This is a genomic window from Pseudomonas sp. NEEL19 (genome assembly GCF_028751975.1).
GTDB classification, from domain to species: domain Bacteria; phylum Pseudomonadota; class Gammaproteobacteria; order Pseudomonadales; family Pseudomonadaceae; genus Aquipseudomonas; species Aquipseudomonas juntendi.
In genome coordinates, this window is the sequence record NZ_CP081491.1 from 3,488,336 (window position 1) to 3,503,235 (window position 14,900).

Genomic DNA, 14,900 nt, shown 5'->3' on the forward strand with positions numbered 1-14,900 from the left:
CGATCCTCAGGCGTGAAGCCGAAGCTTGTGGGAGCGGCGACAGCTCCATGAGCTACGGTGTAACCCATTTCAAGAACAACAAGGTGCCCCTGCATGCATTACCCCACCCTGAACTTCGCCCTGGGCGAAACCATCGACATGCTCCGTGACCAGGTGCGCACCTTCGTCGCCGCCGAGCTGGCCCCGCGTGCCGCGCAAATCGACCACGACAACCTGTTCCCTGCCGATATGTGGCGCAAGTTCGGCGACATGGGCCTGTTGGGCATCACCGTGTCGGAAGAATATGGCGGCGCCGGCCTCGGCTACCTGGCCCACGTGGTGTCCATGGAGGAAATCAGCCGGGCCTCGGCGTCGGTGGCACTGTCCTACGGTGCCCACTCCAACCTGTGCGTCAACCAGATCAACCGCAACGGCAGCCACGCACAGAAACTCAAGTACCTGCCCAAGCTGATCAGCGGCGAGCACATCGGCGCACTGGCCATGAGCGAGCCCAATGCCGGCTCCGACGTGGTGTCGATGAAGCTGCGCGCAGAAAAGCGCGGCGACCGCTACGTACTCAACGGCAGCAAGACCTGGATCACCAACGGCCCGGACGCCAATACCTATGTGATTTATGCCAAGACCGACCTGGACAAGGGTGCCCACGGCATCACCGCGTTCATCGTCGAGCGCGACTGGTCAGGCTTCAGCCGCAGCAACAAGTTCGACAAGCTGGGCATGCGCGGCTCCAACACCTGCGAGCTGTTCTTCGACAACGTCGAAGTACCGGAAGACAATATTCTCGGCCAGCTGAACGGCGGCGTACGCGTGTTGATGAGCGGCCTGGACTACGAGCGCGTGGTGTTGTCGGGCGGGCCGACCGGCATCATGCAAAGCTGCATGGACCTGGTGGTGCCGTACATTCACGACCGCAAGCAGTTCGGCCAGAGCATCGGCGAGTTCCAGCTGATCCAGGGCAAGATCGCCGACATGTACACCCAGCTCAATGCCAGCCGCGCCTACCTGTATGCCGTGGCCCAGGCCTGTGACCGTGGCGAGACCACCCGCAAGGACGCTGCCGGGGTCATCCTGTACACCGCCGAGCGGGCTACGCAAATGGCCCTGGAAGCCATCCAGATTCTTGGCGGCAACGGCTATATCAATGAATTCCCGGCTGGCCGCCTGCTGCGCGATGCCAAGCTCTACGAGATCGGTGCCGGCACCAGCGAAATCCGTCGGATGCTGATCGGCCGCGAACTGTTCAACGAGACGCGCTGATCTGCGCCAGGGGTCATGATGATTCTCAAGTCACAGCTCAATACCAAGGCGGCGGATTATGCCCACAGCCATGCCGCCATGGCCGCCCAGGTCCAGGCCCTGCGCGGCCTGTTGGCCCAGGTCGCCCAGGGCGGCGGGCCCAAGGCTCAGGAACGGCACACCTCCCGCGGCAAACTGCTGCCACGCGAGCGCATCGACCGCCTTCTGGACCCGGGCTCGCCGTTCCTCGAGATCGGCCAGCTGGCGGCCCACGAGGTCTACGGCGAGGACGTACCGGCTGCCGGGGTGATCGCCGGCATCGGCCGCGTAGAAGGCGTGGAATGCATGATCGTGGCCAACGACGCTACGGTCAAAGGTGGCTCGTACTACCCGCTGACGGTGAAAAAGCACCTGCGTGCGCAGGCCATCGCCCACCAAAACCGCTTGCCGTGCATCTACCTGGTCGACTCGGGCGGTGCCAACCTGCCCCGCCAGGACGAGGTGTTCCCTGACCGCGAGCACTTCGGTCGGATCTTCTTCAACCAGGCCAACATGAGCGCCCAGGGCATCCCGCAGATCGCCGTGGTGATGGGCTCGTGCACTGCCGGTGGTGCCTACGTGCCGGCGATGGCCGACGAAGCGATCATGGTGCGCCAGCAGGCGACCATTTTCCTCGCCGGCCCGCCGCTGGTAAAAGCCGCCACGGGCGAAGTGGTCAGTGCCGAGGACCTGGGCGGGGCCGATGTGCACTGCCGTACCAGCGGCGTGGCCGACCATTACGCCGACAACGACGAACACGCCCTGGCCATTGCCCGGCGCTGCGTGGCCAACCTCAACTGGCACAAGCTGGGCAAGCTGCAACGCCTCGCCCCGGTGGCACCGCTGTACGCCGCCGACGAGCTGTATGGCGTGGTGCCCGCCGATGCCAAGCAGCCGTTCGATGTGCGCGAAGTGATCGCCCGGTTGGTCGACGGCTCGCTGTTCGACGAATTCAAGGCGTTGTTCGGTACCACCCTGGTCTGCGGCTTTGCCCACCTGCATGGCTACCCGGTGGCGATCCTGGCCAACAACGGCATCCTGTTCGCCGAAGCGGCGCAAAAAGGCGCGCACTTCATCGAGCTGGCCTGCCAGCGCGGTATCCCGCTGCTGTTCCTGCAGAACATCACCGGGTTCATGGTGGGCAAGAAGTACGAGGAAGGCGGTATCGCCAAGCATGGCGCCAAGCTGGTGACCGCCGTGGCCTGCGCCCAGGTACCGAAATTCACGGTGATCATCGGCGGCAGCTTCGGTGCCGGCAACTATGGCATGTGCGGCCGTGCCTACGACCCACGCTTTTTGTGGATGTGGCCGAACGCGCGGATCGGTGTGATGGGCGCCGAGCAGGCCGCCGGTGTGCTGGCCCAGGTCAAGCGCGAGCAAAGCGAGCGCAGTGGCCAGCCGTTCAGTGCCGAAGACGAAGCCAGGCTCAAGCAGCCGATTCTCGACCAGTACGAACAGCAGGGCCACCCCTACTACTCCAGTGCCCGGCTATGGGACGACGGCGTCATCGACCCGGCGCAAACCCGCGACATCCTGGGCCTGGCACTGTCCGCTGCGCTGAATGCGCCGATCGAAGCGAGCCGCTTCGGCATTTTCCGGATGTGACCCCATGAGCGATTTCAGCACCCTCGAAGTGATTCGCGACCCGCGCGGCTTCGCCACCCTGTGGCTTAGCCGCGAGGACAAGAACAACGCGTTCAACGCGCAGATGATCCGCGAGCTGATCGTCGCCATCGATCGGCTGGCCGACGATACCGGCTTGCGCTTTGTACTGCTGCGCGGGCGTGGCCGGCACTTCAGCGCCGGTGCCGACCTGGCCTGGATGCAGCAGTCGGCGCAGCTGGATTTCAACACCAACCTGGATGACGCCCATGAACTGGGCGAACTGATGTACGCCTTGCACCGGCTGAAGGTACCGACCCTGGCCGTGGTCCAAGGTGCGGCGTTTGGCGGGGCACTGGGCCTGATCAGTTGCTGTGACATGGCCATTGGCGCAGAAGACGCCCAGTTGTGCCTGTCGGAAGTGCGCATCGGCCTGGCCCCGGCGGTGATCAGCCCGTTCGTGGTCAAGGCCATCGGCGAGCGTGCCGCGCGCCGCTATGCCCTGACTGCCGAGCGCTTCAGCGGTACACGGGCCCGCGAACTGGGCCTGCTGGCCGAGGTATACCCCGCCACTGAGCTGGACGCACAGGTGGCGCTATGGGTGAACAACTTGCTGCAGAACGCTCCGCTGGCCCTGCGTGCCACCAAAGAGCTGCTGCGTGAAGTGGACGACGGCGAACTCAGCCCGGCGCTGCGCCGCTACTGCGAGAACACCATCGCCCGTATCCGCGTCAGCGCCGAAGGCCAGGAGGGCCTGCGCGCCTTTCTGGAGAAACGCCCACCCGCCTGGCAAACCGCTGAGACCAAGGAGCCGCGCCCATGAGCCGCCCCGCTTTGACCACCCTGCTGGTCGCCAACCGCGGCGAAATCGCCTGCCGGGTGATGCGCACCGCCAAGGCCATGGGCCTGACCACCGTCGCCGTGCATAGCGCCATCGACCGTGACGCGCGGCATAGCCGCGAAGCGGATATCCGCGTGGACCTGGGCGGCACCAAGGCCGCCGACAGCTACCTGCTGGTCGACAAGCTGCTGGCTGCAGCCAAGGCCAGCAGTGCCCAGGCCATTCACCCAGGCTACGGTTTCCTGTCCGAGAACGCAGGCTTTGCCCGCGCCATCGAGCAGGCGGGGCTGATTTTCCTCGGCCCACCGGCCAGCGCCATCGACGCAATGGGCAGCAAGTCGGCGGCCAAGGCGTTGATGGAGGCCGCCGGGGTGCCCCTGGTGCCCGGTTACCACGGCGAAGCCCAGGACCTCGACACCTTCCGCGACGCGGCCAGGCGCATCGGCTACCCGGTGCTGCTCAAAGCCAGCGCTGGCGGTGGGGGCAAGGGCATGAAGGTGGTCGAGGAGGAAAGCCAGCTGGCCGATGCCCTGGCGTCGGCCCAGCGTGAGGCGCAGGCGTCGTTCGGCGATGCGCGCATGCTGGTGGAGAAGTACGTGCTCAAGCCGCGCCATGTGGAAATCCAGGTGTTCGCCGACCAGCACGGCCATTGCCTGTACCTCAACGAGCGCGATTGCTCGATCCAGCGTCGCCACCAGAAGGTGGTCGAAGAAGCCCCCGCCCCCGGCCTGTCGGCCGAACTGCGTCAGGCCATGGGCGAGGCGGCGGTACGGGCGGCGCAAGCGATTGGCTATGTCGGTGCCGGTACGGTGGAATTCCTGCTCGACGCCCGTGGCGCGTTCTTCTTCATGGAAATGAATACCCGCCTGCAAGTGGAGCACCCGGTCACCGAGGCCATTACCGGCCTGGATCTGGTGGCCTGGCAAATTCGTGTGGCGTGCGGCGAGGCCCTGCCGATCACCCAGGAGCAGGTGCCGCTGATCGGCCATGCCATTGAAGTTCGCCTGTACGCCGAGGACCCGGCCAACGAGTTTCTGCCGGCGACCGGCACGCTGGCGCTGTACCGTGAATCGGCAGCTGGCGAAGGCCGGCGGGTGGACAGTGGCGTGAGCGAAGGCGATGCGGTGTCGCCGTTCTACGACCCGATGCTGGGCAAGCTGATTGCCTGGGGCGAAAACCGCGAGCAGGCACGCTTGCGCTTGCTGGCGATGCTCGACGAATTCGCCATTGGTGGGGTGAAGACCAACCTCGCGTTCCTGCGGCGCATTCTGGCGCACCCGGCGTTCGCCGCGGCGCAGCTGGATACCGGCTTCATTGCGCGGCACCAGGCCGCGTTGCTGCCGGCACTACAGCCGCTGCCGGTCAGCTTCTGGGAGGCCGCAGCCGAAGCCTGGCGGCAGGGCCAGGCCGGGCAGCAGCGCGAAGATGACCCCGGTTCGCCATGGGCCGAGCGCAGCGGCCTGCGCCTGGGCCTGCCCGCGCGCAGTAGCCTGCACTTGGTCAGTGCTGGCCAGGACCACGCTGTGGGCCTGGAGCACAGCGCGGCGCCCACCTGGCAGTTACTGGGCGAGCAGTTGGTGCATGACCACGACGGCGTGCGTCGCCAGCACCTGGCGATGCGCCGCGGGGCTACGTTGTACTTGCAGTGGGGCGGCGAGATGCATGCCATCGAAGCCTTCGACCCGATCGCCGAGGCCGAGGCCAGCCACGGTCACCAGGGCGGCTTGGGTGCCCCCATGAACGGCAGTATCGTGCGGGTGCTGGTGGCGCCGGGGCAGGCGGTGGAGGCCGGTACCGCGCTGGTGGTGCTGGAGGCCATGAAAATGGAGCACAGCATTCGCGCGCCTCATGGCGGCACGGTGAACGCGTTGTTCTGCCAGGAAGGGGATATGGTCAGCGAAGGGACGGTGCTGGTCGAATTGGCGGAGTGAGGTGGCTGGGGGTTGGGTGGTTTATGTGGCGCTGGGGTGGGGCTGCCAGGTGTTCGCCATACCCTTTGCAGCGCCTGTGAGACCGAGCGCCGCCCGCGCGGCGCTTCGCGGGTAAACCCGCTCCTTGTATGTTGTGACTGGCCTGGCGGGAGAAGTTATTCTCGTCAGGCTGAAGAAGCACTTCCGGGGAGGCCGATCGCTCCTGAAGGCAGGGTTTGCCCCTGACCTTGTACGTAGAGAGGCCCCCCGCCTCATTGCCCACCACGAAGAGTATCGAGAAGCCGACAAGTCGGACTTCGCATTACAAGGTTGCAGCGGCATGAAGTTCGAGGTCGGGGAACCGGAGGCCATTGTTACCTAATTCGCTTGGGAGAGGGAAGAATGAGTGTCTGGGTTGGCCTCGATATCGGCTCACGGACTTCGGTCGTTGGGGTGCGTAAAGATGGGCGCACTGCCGGTCAGTGGGATATCGCTCAAACCCCTGCCGGTCGCAAGGCTGCGGTGAAAAAGCTGCAGGCGCTCAAGCCTACGTCGATCGTGATGGAGGCGACCGGGATCTATTACCTGGACTTGGCCATTGAGCTGCACGCTGCTGACCTACCTGTTTCCGTGATCAACCCCAAGAGCTTCCACAACTTCGCCAAACTGATGCTGGTGAACAGCAAGACTGACGCAATAGATGCTCAGCTGCTGTCCGAGTACGGGGAGCGTATGACCCCGCGTTTGTGGACACCTCCAAGCACTGTACAGCTTGAACTCAGAGGCCTTGGCCGGCACATCAATCGTTTGGTGGGACACCGTATCAGGGCGAAGAACGAGCTGCATGCATTGCAGGCGACCGCCACGACTGCCTCGATGTTGATCGAGGATCAAGAAGAAGAGATTGCTTCACTAAGTAATCGAATCGAGCGCTTTCGTAAGGCAGGGCGCGAGTTAATCGCCCAGTGTCCAAGGCTAACTCGACAGTACGAGCAACTCCTCGCAGGCCCTGGGATTGGAGAGGTCTCGGCGCTGGCCGCCCTGGCTGAGCTGACCACGCTGCCCGAAACGCTCAAGTCCTCTCAGGTCGCTCGTCATGCTGGCCTTGATGTTCGACAGACACAGTCTGGAACAAGCATTGATAAACCTGGTCGGCTCGGCAAAAGCGGGAATGCCTATTTACGGGCAGCCATGTACATGCCTGCGCTGACGGCGGTGCGCTGCGATCCTTATGCGAAGGCTTTTTATGAGTCGCTGATCAGCAGGGGCAAGAAAAAAATGCAAGCGATCGCCGCTGTCATGCGCAAGTACCTGACAGGCATCTGGGCGTGCATGAGCGGAGATGAGCCATTTGATACGGCCAAGCTTTTCAGCTCTGAACACCTCAGAAAAGCTTGACCGCCAACAGAGTATCTACGTTTGTTTCGGGCCAGTATTGCCTGTGCCGGACGCGCGCGACCGCCTTGTTTTTACGACGCGATATCGTGGTGGGCGCCAAGGCGTTCGCGCGCAAATCCCACAGGCATAATTGGCCCGAAACAAACGTAGGAGCGGGTTTACCCGCGAAGCGCCGCGCGGGCGGCGCTCGATCTCACAGGCGCCCCACTACCCAAGCCCTACGCTCACCAGCCTCACAACAACCTCAAAACACCTAGAAGGAGCCATGCACCCGCACAACCACCCCCAAGAACTCGCAGCCTTCCTCGCACAACAAGGCCGGGTAATTACTGTTCAATGCCTTGAGATACCGCTGCCCACCCTCCTCGGCCAATTCACGAAAAATCGCCGGTTTACCTGGCTGACGCGCAATCACCAGACGCCCAGGTACAGCTTGCGCCCCAGGGTCCACCAGCATTCGCATGCCCTGCGGCACACTGCGGCCACTGATAGCACTCATCGCATCATTTTCCACCGTCAGCCAGAACGCCTTCCCCTGAGCCAGGTAATCGGTCTGCTCGAACTCAGCAGGCTCCGCTATCTGGGCACCACCTAGCTGATCCCAACTCAACACCGGATAGCGGAAACATACGATGTATTGCATCAGGTCCAGGTCATCATCATCGTCATCCACCTCGTAGGTACCGCGCTCCTCGCCGACCTGGCCCTGAACGCGCAACTGCAAGCTGACGTGGTAATGAGGCATGCCAATCTCGACGAACGTGCGGTTCATCGACTCGATCTTCGGCTGACGCCTTTTGTTCACCCAATGCCCCACGCTGCCTTGAGACACGCCAACGCGCTCGGCAAGCTGCTCTTGGGTAAGCCCTAGCTCCTCCATCCGGTCACGGACGAGGGCAATCCATTTATCCATATTCATCGCTGGCACGATACGGACTGCCTACTGGCGCTCAATAAACATTCAGTATTATTTCTTGGTGGCAATTCAAATACTCTGGGTATTAGTATCGGCCTGATCCCTTTCCTTACTGGCATTAGCAGGTATCAGGATGAAACTACCGAAAAACGACGAAACAGATCTCGACAGCGAAGCCGCCCGCCGCGCCCTCGACTACTACCTCAACCCCAACCCGCCGCGCCCTACGCTGGACAACAAGATCTGGACCCTGCACGAAGGCGTGACCAGCGAGCAGGCCCAGGAACACGCCATCGCCCTGCTGCGCTGCGCTGCCGCCACCGCACAGGAAACCGCCACGCACCAGCACGGCAGCCAGCGCGAGCTGACCTTCGCGCTGATGCACATGATGGACATGGCACGTGCGCTGCTCGAGCACAAGCAACGTGAAGACCGGGGTTTGTAGGTGAACGGAAGGGAGAGCACGTGATGGCCGCGTAACGGCAAAGGCCCCGATTGCCGGGACAAGGAAGCGCACCGGTAAAACTTTTTTACCGGAATGATAAAATTCATTTGACTGGCAAATGATAACGATTATTATTGCACTCAGCTGATCGCGAGATCTGCTGGATAACCTGAAAGCTTAGGTCGCTTTCAGATTATCTCCTCATCAGGCTAATCACGGTTTTTGACCCGGCTTTTTGCCGGGTCTTTTTTTGGCTCTTCAGGCTAATGAAGATCGTGATGGCGCGCATGGTAGCAAATGTGTTTCAGGGCGTGAACGCTCATTACAAAACTTTGCGCAATCAGCACTTGAGAATCAATCTCGTTTCACCTACGCTGACCACGCATCACGGAAGATGCCCCCACCCCTTCCCCTTTGTAGCGCAAGGAGCCGGTCATGACCCGTCTGCTGCTGCCCGTCGAACACCCTACCGCGGTCAATGAGCCTGATGCCGACAATGCCCTGCTGCACGCGCTGAAGCGGCTGCCACGCCGGGTGCAGCAAGTGATGCTGCTGAGCCGCCTCGACCAGCTGGACTTCGCCAGCATTGCCACCCGCCTTGACCTGCCACTGGCCACTGTCGAACGCAACATGGACCAGGCCCTGATGGCCGGGCGCCCGCGCCGGGATGTGCTGGCAAGCGTGGCCAGCCAATGGTACGTGCGCTTGCAGAGCCCCCAGGTGACCGCATGCGAGCGCATCGACTTCCGCCGCTGGCTGGACGCAGATGCCGCGAACTTGCAGGCGTTTCACCAAACGGAATTACGCTGGCGCAGCCTGCTGGGGCCGGCACGCCAGCTTGGCCAGGATGGTTGGTACCGGCAAGGCCGGGCGGCGCTGTCGCTAGGCGGCTGCTCGGTGGCGGTCGGGGCTGGGCTGGCGGCGTTACTGGTGTGGGCATGGTGCAGCTGATGCCCGCTGCCGGTTCACTTCAGGCCCGCCACCTGCAGCCCCTCTGAAGCCTGCCCCTCAGCCCATTACGCTGCCAATGAAATTCGCCAGCTCCGCCGTACGCGGCGCGGCGAATACATCACGTGGGTGACCGGTTTCGTGAACCTTGCCGTGGTGCATGAACACCAGCTTGTCACCCACTTCCCGGGCAAAGCGCATTTCATGGGTCACCATGATCAAGGTCATGCCTTCCTTGGCCAATTGCCGCACAACGCCGAGCACTTCGTTGACCAGTTCCGGGTCGAGCGCCGAGGTGATCTCGTCGCACAGCAAAACCTTGGGCGACATCGCCAGGGCGCGGGCGATAGCCACCCGTTGCTGCTGCCCGCCAGAAAGGCGGTCCGGGTAGGCGTCGAACTTGTCGCCCAGGCCAACCCTGGCCAGCATTTGCTCAGCCAGTTGGCGGGCCTGGGCCTTGCTGGTCTTCTTCACCACCTGCGGCGCGAGCATGACGTTCTCGCCGACCGTCAGGTGCGGGAACAGGTTGAACTGCTGGAACACCATGCCGACTTTCTGCCGCAGCGTGCGCAAGTCAGCGCGCGCGGCATCCAGGTACTCGCCATCCACTTCGATCACGCCGTCACTGATCGACTCCAGGCCGTTGAGCGTACGCAGAAAGGTACTTTTGCCGGAACCGCTACGGCCGATGATGGCGACCACTTCACCCTCTTCGATGCTCAGGTCTACGCCCTTGAGCACGTGGTTGTCGCCATAGTACTTGTGCAACGCAGACACTCTAAGCAGGGGCATGCAGCCTCCTTTCCAGGTAACGGGCGCTCAGCGAGAGCGGGTAGCAGAGCATGAAATAACCCACGGCCACCAAGCCGTAGATCAGGAAGGGCTCGAAGGTGGCGTTGGCGAGCATGCCGCCGGTCTTGGTCAGCTCGGTAAAGCCGATGATCGAAGTGACCGCCGTGCCTTTGACCACCTGCACCGAGAAACCGACGGTAGGTGCCACGGCAATCCGCAGCGCCTGGGGCAGGATCACGTAACGCATCTGCTCCAGCCGGGTCATGGCCAGGCTGCCGGAGGCTTCCCACTGGCCACGTGGAATGGCCTCGACGCAGCCGCGCCAGGTTTCGGCGAGAAAGGCACTGGTGAACAACGTCAAGGCGATGGCCGCCGCCATCCAGGCCGAAATATCGACGCCGAACAGGGCAATGCCGAAAAACACCATGAACAACTGCATCAGCAGTGGCGTGCCCTGAAACAGCTCGATATAGCCCTTGGCGGCCCCGCGCAGCACGAAGTTGTCAGAGAGGCGCGCCAGCAGCACCAGCAGGCCGGCGACGCCACCGCAGATGAACGCCACCAGCGACAGCAGCAGGGTCCACTGCATGCCAACCAGCAAGTTGCGGACGATGTCCCATAAGGTGAACTCCATTCATCGTCTCCCCATCAGAAAGCGCTGCCCGAACCACAGCAGCACCTGGCGTACCGCAATGGCCATGATCAGGTACAGGCCCGTGGTCAGCAGGTAAGTCTCGAACGCCCGGAAATTGCGCGACTGAATGAAGTTGGCTGCGAACGACAACTCTTCGGTGGCGATCTGCGAACAAACCGCCGAGCCCAGCATGACGATCACGATCTGGCTCGACAGGGCCGGCCAGACTTTGGCCAGCGCCGGTTGCAGGACCACATGGCGAAACGCCTCGGCGCGGCTCATGGCCAGTGCCGCCGCCGCCTCCAGTTGCCCTTTGGGAATGGCCTGGATACCGGCGCGGATGATTTCGGTGGAATAGGCCCCCAGGTTGATCACCATGGCCAGCACCGCGGCTTGCCATTCCGTCAGGCGCACCCCCAACGCGGGCAAGCCAAAGAAGATGAAGAACAGCTGCACGATGAAGGGCGTGTTACGGATCAGTTCCACGTACACGCCGAACAGCACATCGAACGGTTTGAGCCGCCAGGCACGCGCCACAGCGCCAAGTACGCCCAGGGCTACCCCGAACAGGGTGCCCACTGCGGTCAGCTGGAGCGTGAACAACGCCCCCTTGAGCAGCAGGTCGCCTTGGGCCAACACGGGCGCGAAATCGAATTGATAGGCCATCAGTCAGCGAATCCAGGGGCAGTTCAGAGGTCGGCCGGCAATGGTTGCTTCAACCATTTTTCAGCATTGCGGTTGAGGCTGCCGTCTGCCTTGGCGGCATCGAGGGTGGCATTGACCTTGGCCAGCAAGGCAGGCTCCTGCTTGGCCAGCCCGACGTACACGGGCGAGTCCTTGAGCTTGACCTTCATCACCGGCACCTTGGCCGGGTTCTTCTCGGCGATGACAGCCATCACCACGCTGCCGCTGGCAATCAGTTCAACCTGGCCGGACAGGTACGCTGCGATGGTGGAGTTATTGTCCTCGAACCGCTTGATGACCGCCCCTTTGGGGGCAACCGCTGTCAGTTCCATGTCCTCGATCGAGCCGCGGGTCACGCTGATGGTCTTGCCGGCAATGGCACCGATGTCGCTGATCGACGTCTGCTCCGGGCCGAACACGGCCAGGTAGAACGGCGCATAAGGGCGGGAGAAATCGATCACGGCTTCGCGCTCGGCATTCTTGCCTAGGCTGGAGATCACCAGGTCGACCTTGCCCGTGGTGAGGAACGGGATGCGGTTGGTGCTGTTGACGGGCGTGAGGGCCAGCTTGACGCCCAGCTTGTCCGCCAACAACTGCGCAGTGTCGATGTCCAGGCCGCGGGGCTTGAGGTCGGGGCCGACCGAGCCGAACGGTGGAAAGTCCTGGGGCACGGCCACTTTGAGCACACCACGGGCAGTGATGTCGGCCAGGGCGTCGGCCTGGGCCTGGGCAGCGCCCAGTGCGCCACCACACAGCAGCGTCGCCAGCAACAGGGAGCGGATGTTTTTCATGGAAAAGCCTCGGGGTATGCAGAAGGTCGTTAGCGCTGAAACTGCACAGCCCGTGCCAGCATTGGCGCCTGGCCCCGGAAAAGCCCTGGGCATGCGGCTGTTCGCGGTCTTACTGGTCTGAACAGTCAGCCCGCCAGCCGCGGCCATGCCCCGCTTTCGTGCAGCCTGCCCTGCCCTTGCGCCAGCACGGAGCGAGGCTTGCCAGACACCCGGTAAAGCCTTTACAAAGCGCACATCGCTTCCCAACTGGTCTGAACAGATGCTCGACACGCTCCCCCGCGCCGTTCCGGAAATAGCCTTGCAGGCCATTCGCAAGCTGATCGAGGCAGGCGACTATCAACCCGGCGATGCCCTGCCATCGCAACGCGACCTGGCCGAGCAGTTGGGTATCAGCCGTGCGTCGCTGCGCGAAGCGCTGTCGTCGTTGAGTGCGCTGGGGCTGGTGAGCGTGCAACCGGGCAAGGGCGTTTTCGTCCAGGCGCCCTCGGCACCCCCGGCGGCCACGTTCTCCTGGCCATACGCCGAACAGGTATCGGCGGTGGACACCTTCCAGTTGCGCTATGCCTTGGAGGGGTTCGCGGCAGGCCTGGCGGCCCTGTACCTGACCGGTGCGGATATCGATGCGCTGGAGGCGAATGTCGAGGCGATGCGCCAGGAGCTGCGTGCCGGCCGTTTCGACGCCGCCGCCCGCCTCGACTACGCCTTCCACCGGCGCCTGCTGGAGGCCAGCGGCAACCTGGCGATGCTGCAGGTGATCACCGCCAGCCAGGACATTTTCCTGGAAAGCCAGAAACTGCCCTTCATCCGCCCCGAGCGGGCCATGGAAACCTGGCAAGAACACCGCAAGATCCTGCGCCAGCTGGCCCGTGGCAACCAGGCCGGTGCACAGCGTGCCATGCAGGAGCATATCCGCAATGCGGCTGCCCGTACCGGTGTGGTATTTGCGGCCTGAAACCCGGCCACCGCCCTATTCCGGGCGGCTGCCCAACTCGCCATTGTGCAGGGCGATCTTGATCGCCTGAGCCGTGGTTGCCACACCCAGGCGCCGCCGCGCCGCACGCAGGTGGTTCTCGACGGTGCGTTCCGACAAGCCAAGGGTTGCAGCTATATCGGCTTGCCGGCTTCCGGCAGCGGTCCAGCGCAGTACTTCCCGCTCCCGCGCCGAAAGTTGCGTGGCACTCGCCGCCAGGGGCGGTTGGAGCAAACGGCGGGCGGTATGAAAGGCGGCGGTAGCGACCATGGCCAGCATCAGGCGCGCCTCAGGGCTGCTATCGATGCGCGCCCCGCCCAGGCTCATCGCACCTTCCAGCCCCTGCGGCCCGAATATCGGCAACTGTAAACCGTGGACACCCGCGCCTGCCGGCCGCCGCACCACCCGGTAACGCTCGCCCTTTTCGTCACAGGTCTTGGTCCAGAAAAACGGCGCCCGCGCTTCCAGGATATGCCGGGTGACCGGGCAACGCGTGAGGTAGGTCCTGGCGTCGATCGCTTGCCCATCTCCCCACCAGTCGCCCTCCACCCAGTACACCCGGTCGACCAGCGCATCTGCGACTGCGCGCACCGAGAAGAGCACGAAGCGGTCGTAGCCCAAGCGCATGGCAAAGGGGCGCAGCGCATCCTGGACACCCGCCAGCGTCGTGGCACGTTCCACCGCCAGGGCCACCTGCATCGCCACTTCGGCTACGCCGCAGGTCATCGCCCGGACGTTTCTTTCAACAAGGCGGCCGCGGCCAGCTTGCCAAGGTTGTTGCCCGCAAGCGGGCTGTCGCCGGTGAGCAACTTGCGGTCCTGGTACACCTTGCCAGTAATGTCCTGGTTGATGATCTCTACCCCCAAGGCCTGCAGCTTCTCACCAAACTTCCAGGTCAGGTGCCCCGGCATGTAGCCGATATCCGGGGTTTGCGCATCCAGCGCGTCAGGGAACGCACAGATCTTGTAGCCGCTGAACCTGTAGTTTTCCGCCGTTTTACCCATGCCCGCGGCCAACAGTGCCGCGGGGCCATGGCACAGCGAAATGATGAATTTATCGTGGTCGGCCGCCCACTCCAGCACCTGTTTGACCTCGCTGCTTTCCGGCAAGCCGATCAGCGCACCGTGCCCCCCGGGAATGAACACGCCGATGTAGTCGGAGTCATCACCCAAGGCCTTGACGACCTCTGCCAGCTTCAGCGGCTGCCTGAATGACGCCTGGTACTTGCGGTAAAACGCTTGTACCTCCTGGTCTTCCGAGGGCATGGCCCAGAATTCGAACTTGACCGGGTTGCCCGACACCGTGGCGATATCGAAAGCGAAGCCCGCCTTGTCCATGTGGTACATGGGCAACAAGGTTTCTACCGGGTGGTTGCCTGTCGAGAAGAGGGTGCCATTGGCAGTTTGCAGGTAGCGCTCATCGGCACCGATGACCAGAACCTTCCAGCGGCCACCTTTGTACGCACCAGGGTACTCGGCATCGCTCAGGTCAGAGGTGGGCGAAGTGTATTGGCTCAACGAATACGGTGAGGGGAAAAACGCGCCCACCTCAGCAGGGTCTGGGGTTGGGCGTTTGTCTTCGGCTGCAGTGGTCATCGCGTACTCCTCGATAAAGGTTGACGTCGATGACCATCCTAGGTCCCGCCCCACGTTCCAGCAATGCGGGTTTTCCCTTAACGGCGCGCTACCTCAGGC

15 protein-coding genes are annotated in these 14,900 nt (G+C 63.1%); 8 read left to right on the forward strand and 7 right to left on the reverse strand.

Features of this window, described 5'->3' with window-relative positions:
• Positions 1-93: 93 nt before the first annotated feature.
• From K4A76_RS15480 to K4A76_RS15500, 5 genes are all read left to right on the forward strand, one after another.
• Positions 94-1,257, forward strand: a complete 1,164-nt coding sequence (locus K4A76_RS15480; RefSeq protein ID WP_182390088.1) for an isovaleryl-CoA dehydrogenase — start codon at positions 94-96, stop codon at positions 1,255-1,257.
• A 15-nt stretch (positions 1,258-1,272) separates the two neighbouring features.
• Positions 1,273-2,880, forward strand: coding sequence for a carboxyl transferase domain-containing protein (locus K4A76_RS15485; RefSeq protein ID WP_274410639.1), 1,608 nt, complete (start codon positions 1,273-1,275; stop codon positions 2,878-2,880).
• A gap of 4 nt (positions 2,881-2,884) precedes the next feature.
• A complete protein-coding gene (locus K4A76_RS15490; protein WP_054912216.1) occupies positions 2,885-3,700 on the forward strand; it encodes a gamma-carboxygeranoyl-CoA hydratase in 816 nt (271 codons plus the stop codon).
• Positions 3,697-5,649, forward strand: coding sequence for an acetyl/propionyl/methylcrotonyl-CoA carboxylase subunit alpha (locus K4A76_RS15495; RefSeq protein ID WP_274410640.1), 1,953 nt, complete (start codon positions 3,697-3,699; stop codon positions 5,647-5,649). Before K4A76_RS15490 ends, K4A76_RS15495 begins: the two co-directional genes overlap by 4 nt.
• A gap of 381 nt (positions 5,650-6,030) precedes the next feature.
• Positions 6,031-7,026, forward strand: a complete 996-nt coding sequence (locus K4A76_RS15500; RefSeq protein ID WP_029887815.1) for an IS110 family transposase — start codon at positions 6,031-6,033, stop codon at positions 7,024-7,026.
• Positions 7,027-7,279: 253 nt separating this feature from the next.
• On the opposite strand, the gene K4A76_RS15505 is transcribed toward K4A76_RS15500, so the two are convergent.
• Positions 7,280-7,945, reverse strand: a complete 666-nt coding sequence (locus K4A76_RS15505) for a LexA family transcriptional regulator (RefSeq protein ID WP_274410641.1) — start codon at positions 7,943-7,945, stop codon at positions 7,280-7,282.
• A 130-nt stretch (positions 7,946-8,075) separates the two neighbouring features.
• On the opposite strand from K4A76_RS15505, the gene K4A76_RS15510 reads away from it, so the two are divergent.
• A complete protein-coding gene (locus K4A76_RS15510) occupies positions 8,076-8,387 on the forward strand; it encodes a DUF6124 family protein (RefSeq protein WP_009686368.1) in 312 nt (103 codons plus the stop codon).
• Positions 8,388-8,822: 435 nt separating this feature from the next.
• Positions 8,823-9,338 (forward strand): DUF4880 domain-containing protein, encoded by a 516-nt coding sequence (locus K4A76_RS15515; protein WP_054881748.1) that lies wholly within the window; start codon positions 8,823-8,825, stop codon positions 9,336-9,338.
• 57 nt (positions 9,339-9,395) lie between these two features.
• Here K4A76_RS15515 and K4A76_RS15520 read toward each other — a convergent pair whose 3' ends face one another.
• Genes K4A76_RS15520 through K4A76_RS15535 form a run of 4 tightly spaced genes read right to left on the reverse strand, consistent with a single transcriptional unit; the run spans position 9,396 to position 12,236 of the window.
• Complete coding sequence (locus K4A76_RS15520; RefSeq protein ID WP_009686366.1) at positions 9,396-10,127, reverse strand: amino acid ABC transporter ATP-binding protein; 732 nt, start codon at positions 10,125-10,127, stop codon at positions 9,396-9,398.
• Positions 10,114-10,761: an amino acid ABC transporter permease gene (locus tag K4A76_RS15525; RefSeq protein WP_009686365.1), complete on the reverse strand. Its 648-nt coding sequence runs from the start codon at positions 10,759-10,761 to the stop codon at positions 10,114-10,116. The genes K4A76_RS15520 and K4A76_RS15525 overlap by 14 nt, the downstream gene beginning before the upstream one ends.
• Positions 10,762-11,427: an amino acid ABC transporter permease gene (locus K4A76_RS15530; protein ID WP_274410642.1), complete on the reverse strand. Its 666-nt coding sequence runs from the start codon at positions 11,425-11,427 to the stop codon at positions 10,762-10,764.
• A gap of 23 nt (positions 11,428-11,450) precedes the next feature.
• Positions 11,451-12,236, reverse strand: coding sequence for a transporter substrate-binding domain-containing protein (locus K4A76_RS15535; protein ID WP_009686363.1), 786 nt, complete (start codon positions 12,234-12,236; stop codon positions 11,451-11,453).
• A 259-nt stretch (positions 12,237-12,495) separates the two neighbouring features.
• Here K4A76_RS15535 and K4A76_RS15540 point away from each other — a divergent pair, with 259 nt between their 5' ends.
• Positions 12,496-13,188, forward strand: a complete 693-nt coding sequence (locus K4A76_RS15540; protein WP_029887434.1) for a FadR/GntR family transcriptional regulator — start codon at positions 12,496-12,498, stop codon at positions 13,186-13,188.
• Positions 13,189-13,203: 15 nt separating this feature from the next.
• Here the strand turns inward: K4A76_RS15540 and K4A76_RS15545 are convergent, their stop codons facing one another.
• Positions 13,204-13,932, reverse strand: a complete 729-nt coding sequence (locus K4A76_RS15545; RefSeq protein ID WP_274410643.1) for a PA1136 family autoinducer-binding transcriptional regulator — start codon at positions 13,930-13,932, stop codon at positions 13,204-13,206.
• The gene (gene hchA / locus K4A76_RS15550) at positions 13,929-14,801 is read right to left on the reverse strand and encodes a glyoxalase III HchA (RefSeq protein ID WP_274410644.1); all 873 of its coding nucleotides are present in this window, start codon (positions 14,799-14,801) and stop codon (positions 13,929-13,931) included. The genes K4A76_RS15545 and hchA overlap by 4 nt, the downstream gene beginning before the upstream one ends.
• Positions 14,802-14,900: the final 99 nt, after the last annotated feature.

Bases quoted from the DNA above. Each gene is read 5' to 3' on its own strand.
- K4A76_RS15495 (WP_274410640.1), top strand. From the start codon at position 3,697: ATGAGCCGCCCCGCTTTGACCACCCTGCTGGTCGCCAACCGCGGCGAA.
- K4A76_RS15515 (WP_054881748.1), top strand. From the start codon at position 8,823: ATGACCCGTCTGCTGCTGCCCGTCGAACACCCTACCGCGGTCAATGAG.
- K4A76_RS15525 (WP_009686365.1), bottom strand. From the start codon at position 10,761: ATGGAGTTCACCTTATGGGACATCGTCCGCAACTTGCTGGTTGGCATG.
- hchA (WP_274410644.1), bottom strand. From the start codon at position 14,801: ATGACCACTGCAGCCGAAGACAAACGCCCAACCCCAGACCCTGCTGAG.
- K4A76_RS15545 (WP_274410643.1), bottom strand. From the start codon at position 13,932: ATGACCTGCGGCGTAGCCGAAGTGGCGATGCAGGTGGCCCTGGCGGTG.
- K4A76_RS15490 (WP_054912216.1), top strand. From the start codon at position 2,885: ATGAGCGATTTCAGCACCCTCGAAGTGATTCGCGACCCGCGCGGCTTC.
- K4A76_RS15510 (WP_009686368.1), top strand. From the start codon at position 8,076: ATGAAACTACCGAAAAACGACGAAACAGATCTCGACAGCGAAGCCGCC.
- K4A76_RS15535 (WP_009686363.1), bottom strand. From the start codon at position 12,236: ATGAAAAACATCCGCTCCCTGTTGCTGGCGACGCTGCTGTGTGGTGGC.
- K4A76_RS15505 (WP_274410641.1), bottom strand. From the start codon at position 7,945: ATGAATATGGATAAATGGATTGCCCTCGTCCGTGACCGGATGGAGGAG.
- K4A76_RS15530 (WP_274410642.1), bottom strand. From the start codon at position 11,427: ATGGCCTATCAATTCGATTTCGCGCCCGTGTTGGCCCAAGGCGACCTG.
- K4A76_RS15500 (WP_029887815.1), top strand. From the start codon at position 6,031: ATGAGTGTCTGGGTTGGCCTCGATATCGGCTCACGGACTTCGGTCGTT.
- K4A76_RS15520 (WP_009686366.1), bottom strand. From the start codon at position 10,127: ATGCCCCTGCTTAGAGTGTCTGCGTTGCACAAGTACTATGGCGACAAC.
- K4A76_RS15485 (WP_274410639.1), top strand. From the start codon at position 1,273: ATGATGATTCTCAAGTCACAGCTCAATACCAAGGCGGCGGATTATGCC.
- K4A76_RS15480 (WP_182390088.1), top strand. From the start codon at position 94: ATGCATTACCCCACCCTGAACTTCGCCCTGGGCGAAACCATCGACATG.
- K4A76_RS15540 (WP_029887434.1), top strand. From the start codon at position 12,496: ATGCTCGACACGCTCCCCCGCGCCGTTCCGGAAATAGCCTTGCAGGCC.